This is a genomic window from Litorimonas haliclonae, assembly GCF_965138505.1.
Taxonomy (GTDB): domain Bacteria; phylum Pseudomonadota; class Alphaproteobacteria; order Caulobacterales; family Maricaulaceae; genus Litorimonas; species Litorimonas haliclonae.
Genome location: NZ_CBCSCO010000001.1, coordinates 165524 through 182755 on the forward strand (window position 1 = coordinate 165524; position 17232 = coordinate 182755).

Genomic DNA, 17232 nt, shown 5'->3' on the forward strand with positions numbered 1-17232 from the left:
TTTGAAAAGGGAGGGCGTCTGGATTAGCCACATAGCAGAATATTGGATTTTACTCCCATCAAACAAGAACAACCGTCGAACATAATAAGGATATGCTTTGCGTTACCTCAAAAGCTAAACTCGGAACCTCTCTAATTTCCAACCAAAACGGGAGAACATCATGAAAAATATTGTATTGGCCTTTAGCGCAGCATTAGCGCTTACCGCGTGCTCAACGCAAAGCGGGACCAAGCAAGCTCAACCGGTTCCAGTTGAAAAAAATCAGCCTTCTCCTCAATCAGATGCGGCGCGACATACGAAAATGCCAGTCCTGGTTCAGGCTGACGGAACCTATTCAACAGTTCCGATTGAGAAAGATACCGTCGTTGTCAAGGTCCTTCAGACGACCGTGGATTCACTTGGAGACTTCCCAACAGTCAAAGATGGTCTCAATCACAATTTGAAACATATGGAAGAAATGGCCGATAAAGCCTGCAATACAGGAAAAAAACCGGATTTTTTACTGTATCATGAATTCCCTCTGACGGGTTATTCCTCCGGCTCAAGAGCCGAAAAGCTAAACTTTACAGTTGAAGTGCCCGGCCCGGAAACGGAGCGCCTCGGTAAAATTGCCAAAGCCTGTGACACCTATATTGTATTCGGGACTTACGCGACGGACGCCGACTGGCCCAACCATATTCTATCAGTTAATGCCGTTATTGGCCGAGACGGCGCATTGAAAAAAGCGTTTTGGAAATCGCGCAATATTAAACGTATTTACGAAGACCGCGAAATCATGACAACAACCATTGAGGCTGTCCGAGATAAGTATCGTGAGAAATACGGCGCAGAGGAAGAATTCCCCATTTTGCAGACTGAATTCGGCAATATCGCGGTTTCTACCGTGCAAAATGATCCTTTTATTTTTGCTGCCTTCGCCATGCGAGGCGCGGAAATTATGATCCGCACGGCGACTTTGTTTAATGACTTTGATGTCCAAGCCACAGCCGCGCAAAACAATTTCTACTCAACCATGACGAATATTGCCTTTGATATCCCGGGGTATAATGCTGGAGAAAGTATAATTGTCGGCCCCAATGGACATCTTCTAGCTAAATCCGAGAGCAAAACTGAAGACGACATTATCGAAGCCGAAATTCCTATTAAAGAATTCCGCAAAGGCAGACGAATTCCCAATTTTGCCTACGAAATGACCACCCCAGTTATGGATCAATACGTGCAGGAGTTTCCAATCAACCATCTGGACATTGCCAGCGAAGATTTACCTCAAACAGGGGCAGAGATGAAAGAATTGATGGAAGGGGTTTCCCGTTTTAGCGGCAACAAAACCCAAGACCTATCACGGTAATCCTGCATCTTCCTACCCTCAAACATCTCTTCAGTTTGGGGGGCATTTCTCTGATTGCTTTTCGGTCAAAGGGCTCATATAGGCGCGGCGAAATTTTGCGCTTTTACTTGGGACGTCTCCATGTCTTCTTCAGCTCTCTCTTTAACGGAAATAGTCGGATTCTGCGCCGCTATTATGACAACACTCTCCTTTGTACCGCAAATCGTGTTGATTATCCGCACGCGCCGAACCTCGGGTATCTCTCTGCTGATGTATTCAATTTATGTCGTCGGAATCGTGATGTGGTTTGCTTACGGCGTTATGACCGGATCTCTGCCGCTTATTTTGTCCCAAACTGTAACCCTTGTGATTACAGGCTCCATTCTCTTCATCGCAGCCAGAGAGCGCTTATCGCGTATGGGAACGCTTCAGTCCCGAGCGCCGGGCGAAGTGCTGGAACCCTTCCAGAACCCCGATATTATTTACCACCAGGACAACAATGCAGGGACAATAAAATCAGGCATCTCCTAAATTTATCCATAGTCGGGAATTCCAGAATAAGCCCTACGCGGGCTCAAAGGTCAGGCCGCGGCCAGTATGTCGTCATTTAAATAGGCGGTGGCCATTATCTTTAGCTTGATTGAAGGCGAAGCTGGCAGCGCGTCTTTGAGGGCGGGCTTTGTTAGGCGACGGACCTTCTCGGTAAATTCAAATTCTTTGCGAAGATTAATCCAAATCGAAAAATCCGAAAATTCTCTCTGCTCGATAGGACGAGAGGAATGCAGAAAAATAGTCTCAAGCAGAATATCGGAGCTCAGCGCGTGAAAATATTGTTCGACAATAGCCGTCGGACCTTCAACAACGGCTAAGGCCCGTTTATTATTCGCGAAGACTCGCCCCGTTAGCCCCAATTGCTCAAAAACAGTCACGCTCTGGCAAGCCACTTGATACGCCATTTTTGACGTCATTTCGTCGACGCATGTCGGCGAAAAAATATACTGTGACAGCCCCATAGGCACGCTCTAAGTTAGAGTCATTGAAAGAGGGTTAGCAGGTAAGGTTAAAATGGATTAATTATATCTTAGATGGCAAACCAGACTGCGGCCACGTATATCCGGATTATCCGGTCGCTAACATATCACCGTAAAGATAGGCCGTAGCCATTATCCGCAGTTTTGCCGAGGGGTAAGCGGGTAGCGCGTCTTGAACAGATTGCTCCGTCAGACGGCGGACTTTATCGCAAAACGCGAACTCCTCGCCAAGGTTTAACCAAACCGAATAGTCTGAAAACTCCCGCGCCTCAATCACGCGGTCATAATGAAGCAAAGTCGCTTCGACCAAAATATCGGCGCTCACTGCCTGAAAATATTGCCGAACGATTTCTGTGGGGCCTTCTGTCATCGCAAGAGCTTGTCGATTATTCGCGAAGACCCGCCCAGTCAGACCTAGCTGTTCGCAGACGGCGACACTTTGTGCCGATACCTGATACGCCATTCTAGGCGTCATCGCATCTGTGCAGGTCGAGGTATAGATCAGTTGTGATAATTCCATTGGAGGGGTTTAAGTCACAGACCTTGAAAGAGGGTTATTTGACGAGGTTAATCAAAGACTAAAATCGAAAGGCACCCCCACTAAATAGGGAACGCGTCAGTTGAAATTCTCATTCTTTTTGTGCTAGAATCTACCTATTATGTCGATTGACCTTCTACATCCCGCGGGATCGTCTCAACATAAAACTATATTTGTGCCTGAGACTCAATCCTCCGGACCATGGCAAATCTCGCTGAAGTTTTCATTTAGTTTCGGCCCCATGACAGGAACAGCCACTCTTGAGGGCACTTCTATTGGCAAACAAATTAGCGGCTCCACAAAATTTTGTTTGGAAGGATCTGGGAAGACACTGCCGCCTTTGCCAACCGATTTTGAGGGGAGCATCCAAGACAACGAAACGAAAATCGACCTTTGGATCAATGAACCCCTTTTGAAACACACACATTTCATATGCTGCGGCCAAGCAGTGATCCGAAAAGAACGATTCGAGGGAAATTGGGATATGCCTTGCTTGGATCCTAAGGACTGCGCATGTGATGGCGCGAGCGGGACTTTTGAACTGCGGCGTTTAGGTCAAGAAAGTTAATCGCCGAAAACTGTTTTCATAAAAAACGCGCCCTCCCAGAAGAGGGTCTTGCAAATAAATGAGTCTGACTGTGTCAGCGCTCGACCACGAATAGCTTAGACCTCTTCGATATTGATGACCGGCGATTTGTCCGGGGCGCCTGTCTATAAATGTATCAAATTTTACCTTGTCGCCATCGTACAGCCCGTCAAGGCGACCGCGGTGATAGGCCTTCACATGATTATATCGCCACTAAAATAAGCCCGATGTCATTTTGAGAATTTATACGAAAATCGGCAGAACGGATGAAAGGTTAAGCGCAAACCGTTTATTGATAGAGGCTCTCCAGCCGACAGTTTGGTTTGCTCAGCTTTCTAATCGTAAAAGCACTTCTCTGTGCCGTCACCTTGATTGTAACATCGGCGTTTATTGCTCTTGGCGGGGGCTGACGGACCGCTGCGTGCGGGGCCTTTATAGCCGTATTTGTCAGTATAGCTTTCGGTATAAGGCGTATTTGGCGACAAGCCTTGAGTACGAGGCACATATTTACCTGTCATTCTATCGGCCCAAGCTTTTGGCGCGGTGCATTCTACACTGTCTGCGGGGTGTAAATAGCACATATCATAGGCGTCTTGAACTGTACGCATTTTCTTATTTGCGTCCCACCAGCGGTAAAAATCTGGGCCGCCATTTCGTCTGGCTTTTTCGTAAAACTCCCAATCGTCTTTCACGCCTACAGTCTTACGTCTAGCTGCCGTCTTTGCAACAGCGTTCCGTGCCTGATAGTCTGCAAGAAACTTGGCTTGGCGCTGCTCGCTTGTCGGCCCGGCTTTGCAACCGAACCGCTTTTCTGCCCATTCTAGCATCACAGGCGGCGGCGCGGAAACGGCAGCCTCATCCAACACAGGTGCCGTATTGATGCGCCCATCTTTATAAGCGGCTAAATCCTTATGATATTGTTTCATTGTCGTATGAGCAGTCGTATCACCATCGCCCATACCGCAATATTTTCCGTAACATTCCATAAGGGAGCGTACGATTTTGGTCGGCGAATCCACTGCCGCCACCCCATAGTCCTGCCAATATAAAATAGCTTGCCCCCAGCTATTCGGCCCGCTCGCGAAATTAGCCTCAAACGTATTTGCGAGCGCCATACCATTCGGACAAGTCTTGCCTGCCTGGGCATGAGCCATACTTGCCGAAATGAGTGTAAAAACCAGAGTGAAAAGGGCACAGATTTTTTTCATGACCCATATTTTAAACCAAGGTGACCTATTGGCAATATTTTTTTGCTATCTTTGGGCTGTTACTCCGCCTTCTCCAAATAAATCTCGCCGCCTTCCTCGCGGAATTTCGCGCTCATCTCGCTCATGCCCTCAATGATTTCGCCTTGGCTCATATCATTAGCTTCGGGGTAGAGCGCTGCTTTTTCATTATCACTCAAACCGTCCGCATAATCTCGAACGTCCTGCGTGATTTTCATGGAGCAGAATTTCGGGCCGCACATGGAGCAGAAATGCGCGACTTTATGCGCGTCTTTCGGCAGGGTCTGATCGTGATAATCCTTGGCGGTCTCAGGGTCGAGGGACAGGTTGAACTGATCCTCCCAACGGAATTCGAACCGCGCGCGTGACAGCGCATCGTCACGGATTTGCGCCGCCGGATGGCCTTTGGCCAAATCGGCTGCGTGGGCGGCGAGTTTATAGGTAATCACGCCAACTTTGACGTCGTCGCGGTCGGGCAGTCCCAAATGTTCTTTCGGCGTGACGTAGCAGAGCATCGCCGTGCCAAACCAGCCGATCATGGCCGCGCCGATACCGCTCGTGATGTGGTCATAGCCGGGCGCAATATCCGTTGTTAACGGGCCGAGCGTATAGAAAGGCGCTTCGCCGCATTCACGGAGCTGTTTCTCCATATTCACTTTGATTTTGTGCATCGGCACATGGCCGGGGCCTTCGATCATGACCTGACAGCCCTTCTCCCATGCAATCTTGGTCAGCTCGCCCAGCGTTTCCAACTCGGCAAATTGCGCGCGGTCATTTGCATCTGCGACAGAGCCGGGCCGGAGGCCGTCGCCAAGGCTGAAGGTCACGTCATAGGCGCGCATGATATCGCAGATTTCCGAGAATTTTGTATAGAGGAAGCTTTCCTTATGATGGGACAGGCACCATTTCGCCATGATGGAGCCGCCGCGGCTAACAATTCCCGTTACGCGGTTGGCGGTCAGATGGATGTAAGCCAGGCGTACCCCGGCATGGATAGTAAAGTAATCGACCCCCTGCTCGCACTGCTCAATAAGCGTGTCGCGGTAAACTTCCCAGGTTAGATCTTCGGCAACGCCGTTGACCTTCTCCAGCGCTTGGTAAATCGGTACCGTCCCAATCGGCACGGGCGCGTTTCGGATGATCCATTCACGTGTGTTATGGATATTTCGGCCCGTGGACAGGTCCATGACATTATCCGCGCCCCAACGGGTCGCCCAGACCATTTTCTCGACTTCTTCCTCGACCGAGCTGGCCACAGCGGAGTTACCGATATTGGCGTTGATTTTGACGAGGAAGTTTCGCCCGATAATTTGCGGCTCAAGCTCCGCATGGTTGATATTGGACGGAATAACCGCGCGGCCTTTGGCGATTTCATCTCGAACAAATTCCGGCGTGACAAAAGCCGGGATATCGGCGCCAAAGCTCTCGCCCGCGGCGACGCGCTCTTCTGCGCCCTCGAGCATTTCCTTGCGGCCAAGGTTTTCGCGCTCGGCAACATAAATCATTTCTTTGGTAATAATTCCGGCTTTGGCATATTCATATTGCGTGACAGGGCCATCGCCTGTGCCGCGCAAGGGACGGTTCTTCACGGGGAATTCTCGGGCAAGAAAACGTCCCGTCGCGCCGCCATTATCCTCTGGCTTTACATCGCGGCCTTCATATTCTTCGACATGACCGCGCTCTTTCACCCAGGCCGTGCGGTAACGGTCCAATCCCTTTTCTACATCAATCGTCACATCGGGATCGGAATACGGGCCTGAGGTGTCATAGACGGGCACATCGGGCTCATTTGCGGTCTTGTGGAGGTGGACAAGGCGGTGCGGCACGCGAAGGCTCGGATCCGCCTCTGGCGCCGTGTAAACCTTGGAGCTGCTCGGCAATGGGCCGGACGTCACTTTGGGGGTTTCAAATTCGGATTGGTCAACAGGCTTGTTCATTGTGCACTCCTAAATAACGGAATACGGGCGCGAAAAAACCTACGCATCCGTCCTTCCGCCCGCTTTGTCGCGGGATCAAGTTCAAAGGGTACGTCTCGCCCTGACACGCGTCAGGGGCCCCTCGGATATAGATTTACCATAACGGCATTGTGCGTCTGCGCAAGACCTCAGGGCGAATTCTTCTAGGAAGGCGTCAGGCTAGTTTAAAAATACTTGGCGACATCTCCGGCATAATCTCATCCTAAATCAGTTGCTCCCATATAACTGCCTCACCGGATTGAAGGTCAATTGCGCTTTCTCCCTCGCCTATCATCGCCCGGCCCCCTAATCTCCGTAACGCAAAAGAGTTGTGCTCATATTTCCGCCTTTGCCGAGGGTCACGACATAAAGTCGATCATATTCTGTCGCTTCGACGATGGGCTCGCCGCCCTCCCCGCCAAGTAAGTCTACAAGCTCGGGCGTCGTATTACTGTGTCCAACGACCAATGCGCGTTTACCTTCTGCTTTAAGTTTTGACGCTATCGCCTGAAGGTCTCCCACATCATAAATCTCTACCTGCCGACCCAACCGCTCTGCCAATGGCGCGGCCGTGTCTCGGGTACGAATATAATCACTACTATAAATTCGAGTGATGCCAGCATCTTGAAGAGTATCGGCCAGTAGCTCTGCTCTCTGTCGCCCCTGAGCTGTCAACGCCGGATCATTTTTATCCGACGTTTTTTCGGCATGCCGCACAAGAAAGAATGTGGCGGCGGGCTGTGCGGCCGGCAATTGAGTGGGTTGAGGCGCAGTTTGACACGCCGTGACAATCATTGCCCCGATAAGCGGCAGCGCGATAAGCTTTTTAAACCTTAACTTTGGAAACATTTTTATACCCCTGATTGTTTTCTTTGTTTATCCGACAAATAAACGCTCCCAGTGTCAACCTATTCTTGAGCCGCCCCAGCCCATCGGACCGTTTTGGGTAGGGTTTCGGGCCCGATTTCCGGCACAGAAAGGCCAGAGACTTAACTCAGGTTTACAGAATAATTGAAACTTCAATAACCTTCGATTTTATTGGCACTGACAGCGCTATCGTTACACTTTATTCATTCTTCTATGCGACCCAAGGTGTGTGTGGGATTGATAAAGATAAGAAGCCCATAGGACCACATAGTGCTATATCAATTAATTTATACCAGCTACGCAACAGAGGCGTTGACGCCTTCTGTGTTGAACGAAATTGCCGAAGTCTCGCGTACGAATAATCGCGAGGCCGGTATAACTGGCGTTATGCTTTATCATGACGGTTCAATTTTACAGGTTCTTGAGGGCGAAAAAGAGGCCGTTGAAACTCTCTTTGCCAAAATCGAAAACGATAACCGCCACATCCAAATTATGGTTTTGATGAGACGGATATCAAAAAGCCGTGAGTTTGACGGCTGGCGCATGGGCTTCAAACATGCCGCAAACAATGAAGGGGATTCTTCCCTTTTCAAGCTCACTCATAATACGCTCAGACGCGTTATCCCAGCGAACAGCAGCACTGAACTTCAAACTATTAGTCGGACTTATGCTCGGGTAAACGGATTATAAGAACGTTAGCGCATTCCTAACGGCAATATCCCTTTTCCCCTTTGGGCGGTAATGTCGTTATGAACTCCAAAATATCAGTTTTGAGAGTGGAATCACCGTCAAATAGACGGGAAAGATACTTGACCATATCTGTGTGATTATCACCCTCATATATTTTGACGGTCGCCATACCGCCCTTCTCTAAGATCTTCGCCCCCAAATCTTCGGAATTTTTAGGATGAACCGTCTCATCTTCAGATCCGTGAGCCAAAAAGAGAGGCGGCCGCGGGCCTGTTAAATTGTTGATTGGGGCATCTGTGCTGGTAAAACGGTCTGGAAAGATGCTAATATAAGGTTCTTCTTTGAGCTTTACGGCACCCGTTGGGCCGGCCAAGCTAACGAGTCCCGATATATCGGTACAGAGATCGCCGCCTGCCGCTTCCAGATACTCAGGGGCCAGACCGACCATGAGCATATTATAAGCTCCGGCTGAATGACCCATCAAAACAATCTCGCGATCCGGAAATCGTTTCACAGCAAAGTCTACCGCTTTGGCGCTATCTTCTATCATCAAAGGGTAAATGACTTCGGGGTAGAGACGGTAATTCGGCACGACAACGTCAAAACCTTCCGAGGTAAAACCTTCGGCTAGAAACTTGTACAGGTTTTTATCTCCGTGATCCCAACTTCCGCCATGTATAAAAACTAAAACAGGGCTCTCCGCGCGGGGGGTTTCAGATATGTAAATGTCTAGTTTTTGACGTTCTAAAGGGCCATAAGAAATATTCTTGGTTTTTTCAAAACTTCCCGACGGCGTAATCCCGTTGAGGATTTTGACAGGTGCACAAGAAACTGTCCCCATCAGCGCCGCCATAGCGGTTGCCATTAATCCAGTTCGAAACATAATCCTAAGCTCCTGTGAGTTTTTTCAGGTGTGGACGGCAATTCATCCTCCCGTCAACCCTCACTTTATCAGTTCACAAACTGGTTACGAATTACGAACGAAAAAAGTTGCTGAACGAGGTGAAGTTTCGAAGACAGTTTAGACCGTAACAGAAAGGCCGCACCTCGGAAGCGTGCGGCCTTTCGTACTAACCGTGGGAACGGTAAGGGGCTGGGTTTTCAAGTCATTGAAAGGTTCAAACGGCGGAAAATCGTTTGAAAGTAATAATTGAAAATCCGTTAGAAAATAGAGACTTACCAATCGCAAACTGGCCTTACGATTTTGTTAAGACCTGCCCTTAAAAATATATGAATCACCTGTTTTCAGACAGATTTTTCTGATTTGACATAAAGCCAAGCCGCCCGCCCTGACGCGAGATCAACCCGCTCGCGGACATAGTCAGAAACTTCGTAAGAATCCGCCCGTATCAATTCATCTTCGCTTACTTCAAAAACCCTACCGTCTACTCTATCCGAAGCGTTATTCGAACGTCGTGCAATCGGATGAAACCGTTCACCGCTACTGGCTAACACGTCCGGATCAGTAATTTCTATCATTGTGTGAGAAAACCCAACGAGCGCATCCTCCTCCCCGTCAAGCAGCCGACCAAATGTATCTTTCTGAACCTGCGGAAATTGAAGTGTCCCATAGGAAAAAAGAAGCGGCATGTCTGTCCCTCAAGGCTAGCTTAGAAAATATTAAAACCACAAAATGAAGGCAACAAATAAGATAGCTTTATTGTATGGTTTCTTCAGCTTCCATAGAAATTGTTTTGCCGTCCTCAGAGAGAGAGCCGTTTTTTTTCATTGAGTTTTGAATATCGGCCTCGGTGACATCCCCAATTAAAATTCGAGCCGCGTAACTCCGCATCATTTCGGGCCCCTCTGGCAGTTTGGCCGTCGCAAAAATATTTAAATAATACACTCCGCTTGTTTCGGACGTCACATCTAATTCCCATTCATGGGCGTCATCTCCGGAAAAAGGGAAAGTCGTTTCAGCTGTTTCTGTGACCAATCTTAAACCTTCCTCCGGCTGAGCTGTCAAAACTAGCGTGCCTGCCTCATAACTATCGGTCACTTTCACCGTTACAACGCCGTATTGTCCGGGCCGCAAATCTTTGGGCCCCTCATGACTTAAAGTTATAGCGGCGCCTGGTTTAACCGTTTTATTGACCGAGGTATCTGACGTCGTTGCGGTATGGGAGTCGTGGGATGAGACACATCCCAATAGGAAAGCCCCGCTTCCTAATAAAACAGCGCTTCGCAATGCTTTCGAAGCTTGAAGAGTTTTCATTCCCAAAGTCCTCTTACAATTATTGAACTGTAAAATCATAACAGCTGTCCTGACCCGGATCGCTTAAATTATTGAAATCAAATGCTGAGATGAAATAATTCCTGCTTTCTAAGTTAAGTGTGACAGTCTCCACATTATTATCTCCGCTATTACTGCCAGAAAAGAATGTATTGCTCTCGTCAAAGACCCTGAAATCCGGGTCGGTGTTTGCCGCGCCGGACACACGCGACATTTCGAGTGTGTAGCTTCCAGCCGTTGGAACACTCAAAAACAAAAAGTCTCTGTTATTGAGTTTATTAGAAACACCTGCATCGTTTACAGAACAAATTCTTACAGGATTGCCATCGGTGGTCACGGGTTTGTAAACAGGTAATGAGCTCGGAATTGAACCATTATTTGTTTCGCCAATTCCTAAAGGCCCTGTCCCATTAATGGTCTGTCCGGTTTTTAGAGCCGTAATAGCTGCAGACGGAACGCCGGATTGTTGTTCAAGTGAATCGAGCCAAGAGAAAATAGTCGTAGTGGCTATAGAGCTTGTATATTCTGCATCAATGAAAGCCTCATATATTGGCTCCAGTCCCAATGAAACGGAATCAGTCCCGTCGTCTGCGCTATCCCAGATATCGTAAATAATCGACTGAACGGAAAACTCGCTGAACCATCCCGGATTAGTGACATTATTATTTTCTATATCAATCTGGAAGCCGCGGGCTTGCATGGACGTACTACTGTCACGATAGAACTGGTCTTCCAAAATAATGGCAGACATGGCGTTACCCCAGCCTTCTCCCATGGCCACTCTTGGATCTAGACGATCCCCACCTCCATGGGCGCCGCCGATAGAGTCCGATCTAGAAATCTGATCCTCAAAATAATGCGCCGCTTCATGCACGATAACATGAGAGTCATATTCGTCAGTATCGTTATTCTCGTCCCCCAGGATGGAAAGCGTCGGGACACCATTGAACCGTGTGTAATTCGAAGTTCCTATTTCACCAGCCGTAACGTCACCGCTCGCGGCACGGTTATTGACGCTCCAATATACATTGAGCATGGGGAAATCTATATCCGGATCAACAGCCTGATAGGTAGTAACAAATTCGTAGAGATTATCCAGAATGGCGAAAGGCGCAGCCGCACGTGTAGAGGTGTAGGATGTCCCACCCCATCCTGAAGACGCATTGAGGTTACGGGTCGAGTCAGCCGTTCCAGACGACACAAGCGACCCGTTTAGAGTGTAGAGCGCATTGCTGGACGTGTTGTCGACAACTTGAATATCATATTCGGAACCAGTTGTGCTGAGCAGTTGCGCTTTGGTACTGACCCTTACATCTGTATCGGCATCTATATCTGCAAAAGAATAACTCCCGTCGTCGCCCGTAACAGAACTAGCAACAACCGCATTTGAGGCATCCAATAGCTCAATGATAGCGCCTCTCACTGGCTCTTGCCGCGTGGAACTGTAATCCAGTCCATTTGTCGACGTGTTAAACGGGACCCGATCATACGTGATGGTACCGGAAATTGTTACCGAAGACGCTGGAGGCGGTGGTGTGACCACACTGGATCCCCCGCCGCCACCGCCGCAAGCGACAAGACCTGTACTCATAACAAGCGCCAATGCGCTTGCGGCCAATAATTTCCCTGAAATCTGTGTGTATTTGTTCATGAATAACGTCTCGTTTTTTAATCAGTATGTTTTTTCTAGCCTGAATAAGACCTGAATACGACTGAATTTATTACGACAGACAAATTCATTCTGGCAAAACGAGACTTTGATCATACGACCGTTATCGTTTTACTTTTCGACCTTTTCAGAGCCAAGGGGTGCACAAGAGCTATATTGACATCTCCCCCAAATTCATTGCATAGCGCGCTTGGGTCACGTTCCCCCACTGGAACGCACTTTGACGTCTGTACAAAAACTCAGACGATGGAGACAGTCTTATGGCAATCGCCACCGAACCGGCTCAGAAGCCGGCCAAAAAACCTGCATGTCCGCATTTTTCTAGCGGGCCGACAGCTAAACGTCCCGGATGGGACATTTCCAATTTAAACTTAGACGTTCTGGGCCGCTCGCACCGCTCTGCCTTGGGCAAAGAGCGCTTGAAGCTTGCTATCGATCTGACCAGAGAAGTCCTCGAGGTTCCAGAAGATTACCGCATCGGGATCGTTCCGGCTTCTGACACTGGCGCCGTCGAAATGGCGATGTGGTCCCTTCTCGGGCCGCGCGGTGTTGACGTCGCCGCTTGGGAAAGCTTTGGAGCTGGCTGGATTACAGATGCCCAGACACAGCTTCCGCTCGACGACTTAACTATTCTGAAAGGCGATTACGGCCACCTCCCTGATTTCTCCGGTTATGACGGAACGCGTGACCTGGTCTTTACGTGGAACGGCACAACCTCCGGGGTAAAAATTCCAAATGCGGATTTCATTCCAACGGATCGAGAAGCCCTTACGATTTGCGACGCAACCTCTGCTGCTTTCGCGCAGCCACTCGATTGGGATAAACTCGATGTGGTCACTTTTTCTTGGCAGAAAGTCATGGGCAGCGAAGCGGGTCACGGCATGCTCATCCTGTCTCCGCGCGCTGTCGAGCGTTTGGAAAGTTACAATCCGCCTTGGCCGCTCCCGAAAATATTCCGGATGAAAAAAGGCGATAAAATCAATGAAGGCATTTTCGAAGGCGCGACAATCAACACGCCGTCCATGCTAGCCGTTGAGGATTATATCGACTCCTTAAGCTGGGCTAAATCAATCGGCGGTCTTCCAACCCTCCTAAAACGCGCTGATGAAAATGCGAAAGTTATTTGGGATTGGGTAGAGACGACGCCATGGATTAAAAACCTCGCCGCGAACAAAGACGAGTGGTCCAATACTGGCGTTTGCTTGGTCTTTGACGACAAACGAATCGAAGATAATGCAGCCTTTTCAAAGGCTTTTGTAAAACTCCTCGCGCAAGAGAATGTAGCATTGGATTTTGGCAGCTATCGCGACGCGCCTGCAGGATTACGAATTTGGTGTGGTTCAGCCGTTGAAAAATCTAATCTCGAAGCCCTCGTCCCATGGCTTGATTGGGCGTTTGAAACTCTTATTCAGAAGGAGGGCTAATTCATGCCTAAAGTTCTAATTGCTGATAAAATGTCCTCTGCGGCAACTCAGGTTTTCAAAAATCGCGGTGTTGATGTCGATGTTATTACGGGTCTTTCCAAGGAAGAGCTAATTGACATCATCGGAGAATATGACGGACTTGCGGTTCGATCTACAACACGTCCTGATGCTGAAATCATTAAGGCCGCCAAGAACCTGAAAGTGATTGGCCGCGCGGGTATTGGGGTCGATAATGTCGATATCAAAGCCGCCACCGATCAAGGTGTCGTCGTTATGAACACGCCGTTCGGAAATGCTGTCACAACGGCTGAACACGCTATAGCCATGCTCTTTTCCGCTGCTCGCCAGATACCGTCCGCCTCTACCCGTACCCAAAACGGCGAATGGCCCAAAAGTGACTTCAAAGGTGTTGAGCTGTTTAATAAAACCCTTGGCATTATCGGTTGCGGTAATATTGGGGCTCTAGTCGCCGAACGCGCGCTTGGTCTCAAAATGAAAGTCATTGCTTTTGACCCTTATCTGACGGCTGAACGGGCTGTAAAACTCGGCGCAGAGAAGGTTGAATTAGACGCCCTCTTCCAACGCGCTGACGCCATCACATTACACACTCCCTTAGTGGATAGCACGAAAGGCATTGTATCTCGTGAACGTCTTGGCATGACCAAAAAAGGCATCATTATTGTGAACTGCGCCCGGGGTGGACTGGTTGATGAAGAAGCGTTGAAAGACGCTTTAGACGCCGGTCACGTGCGAGCGGCAGCGTTGGATGTGTTTGCTGTCGAACCTGCAAAAGAGCATCCCCTGTTCGGCACACCAAACTTTATTGCGACCCCTCACCTCGGCGCTTCTACACTAGAAGCGCAAGAAAATGTGGCCGTGCAGGTTGCAGAGCAAATGGCGGACTACCTTTTGACCGGCGCGGTAAGCAATGCACTCAACACACCGTCTATTACGGCTGAAGAAGCCCCTCGCCTGAAGCCTTTTGTCAATCTGGCAGATAACCTTGGCGCCATGACAGGCCAACTTCTGCACGCACCGATTAAATCTGTGGAATTTACTTATAAAGGAGCTGTGACGCAGCTGAATACCAATCCGGTAACAGCCGCCGCTCTTGCGGGACTCCTTAAGGCCGCTATGCCGGATGTGAATATGGTCTCCGCTCCGGTTCTTGCAAAAGAACGCGGGATAGAGGTCAAGGAGTCCTATGTTGATGAAGCGGAGCGCGCTGAGTCACTCATTCGCCTAACGGTGACGACAACGGAACGCAAATATGTAGTTGTCGGCACGATCTATCGCGGCGAACCTCGCATTGTTCGTCTTTTTGGGGTACCAATGGACGCCGCGTTCTCTCCGAATATGGTGTACGTCCGAAATGAAGACAAACCTGGATTTATAGGACGTCTCGGGGCCGTCTTGGGAGATAACAAAGTCAATATCGCGACATTCTCTCTAGGGCGGATGAAAAAGGGTGATGAAGCTGTTTGCCTCGTAAGCGTTGATGAACCGATATCGGAGTCCGTCGCCCAACAGATTAAATCTCTCGACGCCGTAAAAATTGTCGACGTTGTCTCTTTATAATCGCTGAATTCACAGCTAAGACTTCAAATGGGGCTCGCGCCCCGTTTTTAATATGAAACAATGATTTTGATATTCAGGGCCGTTTAATGTTACTTCCGCTTCGCATTGTCTCGGCTGTGGTTTTTATTATATCACTTTTCTTTGTTTATTCCGCGGCAGAAGCGCAGACGGCAGAAATGCGCGTCGGCGCAAACATCCATGACATTGAAATACTTGGTTTTGGAACAAATAAAGAGAAAGAAAACAGTGTCGCCATTAATGCCGAACTGGTTTTCGAAGAACCCCAGTTTCTCAAATGGGCGCTCAGCCCGCAACCTTATATCGGAGGCACGTATAATCTCGAAGGTAATACGTCCTATGGCGGCGGTGGACTTTTGTGGCGTCAGGGATTTGGGAATAAATTCTACGGCGACTTTTCTTTTGGCTTGGTCATTCACAATGGAAATTTAGAGTTTGATCGTCCAACCACTCCGGCTGAATCCCTTGTTTTCCAAGAACAAACTCGCGAAAATATAGAATTCGGTTCCCGGATTTTATTCCGTCAACAGATTGCCCTTGGCTACCGCTTCAACAAAACTTACTCGGCGGAGTTTTTCATCGAACACCTAAGCCATGGAAGAATCCTTTCGTCTCGAAGTAATGAGGGGTTAGACGTCATCGGCGGAAGAGTCGCAAAACGCTTCTAAATTGGAGATAACTCCCGACAGAGACTCGCATTGAGAGACTTTTTCAGTTACTCACGCGAGGAATAATTGCCGGCGCAGCTATTCTATAGTGGGCGCCTTTTTTATGCGAGTATGATATGGCCAATGTAGTTGTTGTCGGGTCCCAATGGGGTGATGAAGGAAAAGGCAAGATTGTCGATTGGCTTTCAAGTCGCGCCGATGTCGTCGTCCGCTTCCAAGGGGGGCATAATGCCGGACATACGCTTGTGGTCGACGGGACGGTTTATAAGCTTTCTCTGCTTCCTTCCGGTATTGTTCGCGGGGGCAAGCTCTCTGTCATCGGAAATGGCGTCGTCCTCGACCCTTGGGCCTTTCTGGACGAAGTAAAGCGCATCAAGGAACAAGGCGTTAAAATCACGCCTGAAGACTTACTGATTTCCGAATCTACCGCCCTCATTCTTCCAATCCATTCCGAGCTGGACGGCATTCGCGAAAATCGTGTCGACGGCGTTAAAATTGGGACAACCAAGCGCGGCATTGGCCCCGCTTACGAAGATAAAGTCGCCCGGCGAGCTATTCGAGTTTGCGACTTGGCGGATAAAGAGCATCTATTGGCTCGCGTTAAAAACCTCCTCCACCACCATAATGCGCTTCGCGTAGGACTGGGAAAGCCGGAAACGAACGCCAACGAATTGACGGAGAAGCTGCTCGAAATTGCTCCGGAAATTCTACCTTATTCCGCCCCTGTTTGGCACGCCCTTCACGAGGCTCAACAAGCTGAAAAACGAATTTTATTTGAAGGCGCACAAGGCGCCATGCTTGATATTGACCACGGTACCTACCCTTTTGTCACAAGCTCCAATACCATTGCCGGCCAAGCTGCGGCGGGATCGGGCATGGGCCCAGGCGCGCTGAATTATGTTTTGGGCATTACCAAAGCCTACACGACACGCGTCGGCGAAGGCCCTTTCCCAACAGAGCTAAACGACGACGTTGGGCAACGTTTAGGCGAACGCGGTCACGAATTCGGTACAGTCACAGGGCGGCAACGCCGTTGTGGGTGGTTTGACGCTATTATGGTGCGTCAGGCTGTCATTACAGGCGGGATAACAGGCATTGCGTTGACCAAACTCGATGTACTGGACGGATTGGAAGAGTTAAAAATTTGCATTGGCTATAAACTTGACAGCAAAGAGATTAAACGCCTCCCTGCTGGAGCTGCCAATCAAGCCAATGTCGAACCGATTTATGAAACCATGCCGGGATGGCAAGGCAGTACACAAGGCGCCCGAAGCTGGGCCGACCTGCCGGCCGAAGCCGTCAAATATGTTCGCCACATAGAAGAACTGATCGGGTGTCCGGTCTCTATGGTTTCAACGTCTCCGGAACGCGAAGACGTTATCCTCATGCGGGATCCGTTTAAGTCTTGAGCGAGGACATTTA

17 protein-coding genes are annotated in these 17232 nt (G+C 49.2%); 8 read left to right on the forward strand and 9 right to left on the reverse strand.

Features of this window, described 5'->3' with window-relative positions; all coding sequences use genetic code 11:
* The first annotated feature begins 160 nt into the window (after nucleotides 1–160).
* Entirely contained in the window at nucleotides 161–1348 is a 1188-nt protein-coding gene (locus tag ACNA05_RS00755) for a nitrilase-related carbon-nitrogen hydrolase (protein WP_415809455.1), read from the forward strand.
* 120 nt (nucleotides 1349–1468) lie between these two features.
* Entirely contained in the window at nucleotides 1469–1858 is a 390-nt protein-coding gene (locus ACNA05_RS00760) for a SemiSWEET family sugar transporter (protein ID WP_415809456.1), read from the forward strand.
* A 50-nt stretch (nucleotides 1859–1908) separates the two neighbouring features.
* Here the strand turns inward: ACNA05_RS00760 and ACNA05_RS00765 are convergent, their stop codons facing one another.
* Nucleotides 1909–2340 carry a BLUF domain-containing protein gene (locus ACNA05_RS00765; protein WP_415809457.1) on the reverse strand — a complete coding sequence of 144 codons (432 nt, stop codon included), beginning with the start codon at nucleotides 2338–2340 and terminating at the stop codon, nucleotides 1909–1911.
* Nucleotides 2341–2446: 106 nt separating this feature from the next.
* Nucleotides 2447–2878, reverse strand: a complete 432-nt coding sequence (locus ACNA05_RS00770; RefSeq protein ID WP_415809458.1) for a BLUF domain-containing protein — start codon at nucleotides 2876–2878, stop codon at nucleotides 2447–2449.
* Between the two features lie 193 nt (nucleotides 2879–3071).
* Between ACNA05_RS00770 and ACNA05_RS00775 the strand changes: the two genes are divergently transcribed.
* Nucleotides 3072–3464: a hypothetical protein gene (locus ACNA05_RS00775; RefSeq protein WP_415809459.1), complete on the forward strand. Its 393-nt coding sequence runs from the start codon at nucleotides 3072–3074 to the stop codon at nucleotides 3462–3464.
* Nucleotides 3465–3817: 353 nt separating this feature from the next.
* Here ACNA05_RS00775 and ACNA05_RS00780 read toward each other — a convergent pair whose 3' ends face one another.
* From ACNA05_RS00780 to ACNA05_RS00790, 3 genes are all read right to left on the reverse strand, one after another.
* The gene (locus ACNA05_RS00780; RefSeq protein WP_415809460.1) at nucleotides 3818–4690 is read right to left on the reverse strand and encodes a hypothetical protein; all 873 of its coding nucleotides are present in this window, start codon (nucleotides 4688–4690) and stop codon (nucleotides 3818–3820) included.
* Between the two features lie 59 nt (nucleotides 4691–4749).
* Nucleotides 4750–6645: a phosphomethylpyrimidine synthase ThiC gene (gene thiC / locus ACNA05_RS00785; protein WP_415809461.1), complete on the reverse strand. Its 1896-nt coding sequence runs from the start codon at nucleotides 6643–6645 to the stop codon at nucleotides 4750–4752.
* 324 nt (nucleotides 6646–6969) lie between these two features.
* Complete coding sequence (locus ACNA05_RS00790; RefSeq protein ID WP_415809462.1) at nucleotides 6970–7512, reverse strand: SixA phosphatase family protein; 543 nt, start codon at nucleotides 7510–7512, stop codon at nucleotides 6970–6972.
* Nucleotides 7513–7800: 288 nt separating this feature from the next.
* Here ACNA05_RS00790 and ACNA05_RS00795 point away from each other — a divergent pair, with 288 nt between their 5' ends.
* Entirely contained in the window at nucleotides 7801–8220 is a 420-nt protein-coding gene (locus ACNA05_RS00795) for a BLUF domain-containing protein (RefSeq protein WP_415809463.1), read from the forward strand.
* Nucleotides 8221–8236: 16 nt separating this feature from the next.
* Here the strand turns inward: ACNA05_RS00795 and ACNA05_RS00800 are convergent, their stop codons facing one another.
* The 4 genes from ACNA05_RS00800 to ACNA05_RS00815 all read right to left on the reverse strand — a co-directional run bounded on the left by ACNA05_RS00800 (nucleotide 8237) and on the right by ACNA05_RS00815 (nucleotide 12104).
* Nucleotides 8237–9103: an alpha/beta hydrolase gene (locus ACNA05_RS00800; RefSeq protein ID WP_415809464.1), complete on the reverse strand. Its 867-nt coding sequence runs from the start codon at nucleotides 9101–9103 to the stop codon at nucleotides 8237–8239.
* Between the two features lie 362 nt (nucleotides 9104–9465).
* Nucleotides 9466–9810 (reverse strand): gamma-glutamylcyclotransferase family protein, encoded by a 345-nt coding sequence (locus tag ACNA05_RS00805; protein ID WP_415809465.1) that lies wholly within the window; start codon nucleotides 9808–9810, stop codon nucleotides 9466–9468.
* Between the two features lie 67 nt (nucleotides 9811–9877).
* Nucleotides 9878–10435: a hypothetical protein gene (locus tag ACNA05_RS00810; RefSeq protein ID WP_415809466.1), complete on the reverse strand. Its 558-nt coding sequence runs from the start codon at nucleotides 10433–10435 to the stop codon at nucleotides 9878–9880.
* A gap of 19 nt (nucleotides 10436–10454) precedes the next feature.
* Nucleotides 10455–12104 (reverse strand): hypothetical protein, encoded by a 1650-nt coding sequence (locus ACNA05_RS00815; RefSeq protein WP_415809467.1) that lies wholly within the window; start codon nucleotides 12102–12104, stop codon nucleotides 10455–10457.
* A gap of 278 nt (nucleotides 12105–12382) precedes the next feature.
* Here ACNA05_RS00815 and ACNA05_RS00820 point away from each other — a divergent pair, with 278 nt between their 5' ends.
* The 4 genes from ACNA05_RS00820 to ACNA05_RS00835 all read left to right on the forward strand — a co-directional run bounded on the left by ACNA05_RS00820 (nucleotide 12383) and on the right by ACNA05_RS00835 (nucleotide 17219).
* A complete protein-coding gene (locus tag ACNA05_RS00820) occupies nucleotides 12383–13546 on the forward strand; it encodes a phosphoserine transaminase (RefSeq protein WP_415809468.1) in 1164 nt (387 codons plus the stop codon).
* A gap of 3 nt (nucleotides 13547–13549) precedes the next feature.
* A complete protein-coding gene (gene serA, locus ACNA05_RS00825; protein WP_415809469.1) occupies nucleotides 13550–15124 on the forward strand; it encodes a phosphoglycerate dehydrogenase in 1575 nt (524 codons plus the stop codon).
* 86 nt (nucleotides 15125–15210) lie between these two features.
* The gene (locus ACNA05_RS00830) at nucleotides 15211–15810 is read left to right on the forward strand and encodes an acyloxyacyl hydrolase (RefSeq protein WP_415809470.1); all 600 of its coding nucleotides are present in this window, start codon (nucleotides 15211–15213) and stop codon (nucleotides 15808–15810) included.
* Nucleotides 15811–15926: 116 nt separating this feature from the next.
* Nucleotides 15927–17219 (forward strand): adenylosuccinate synthase, encoded by a 1293-nt coding sequence (locus ACNA05_RS00835; RefSeq protein ID WP_415809471.1) that lies wholly within the window; start codon nucleotides 15927–15929, stop codon nucleotides 17217–17219.
* Nucleotides 17220–17232 lie beyond the last annotated feature (13 nt).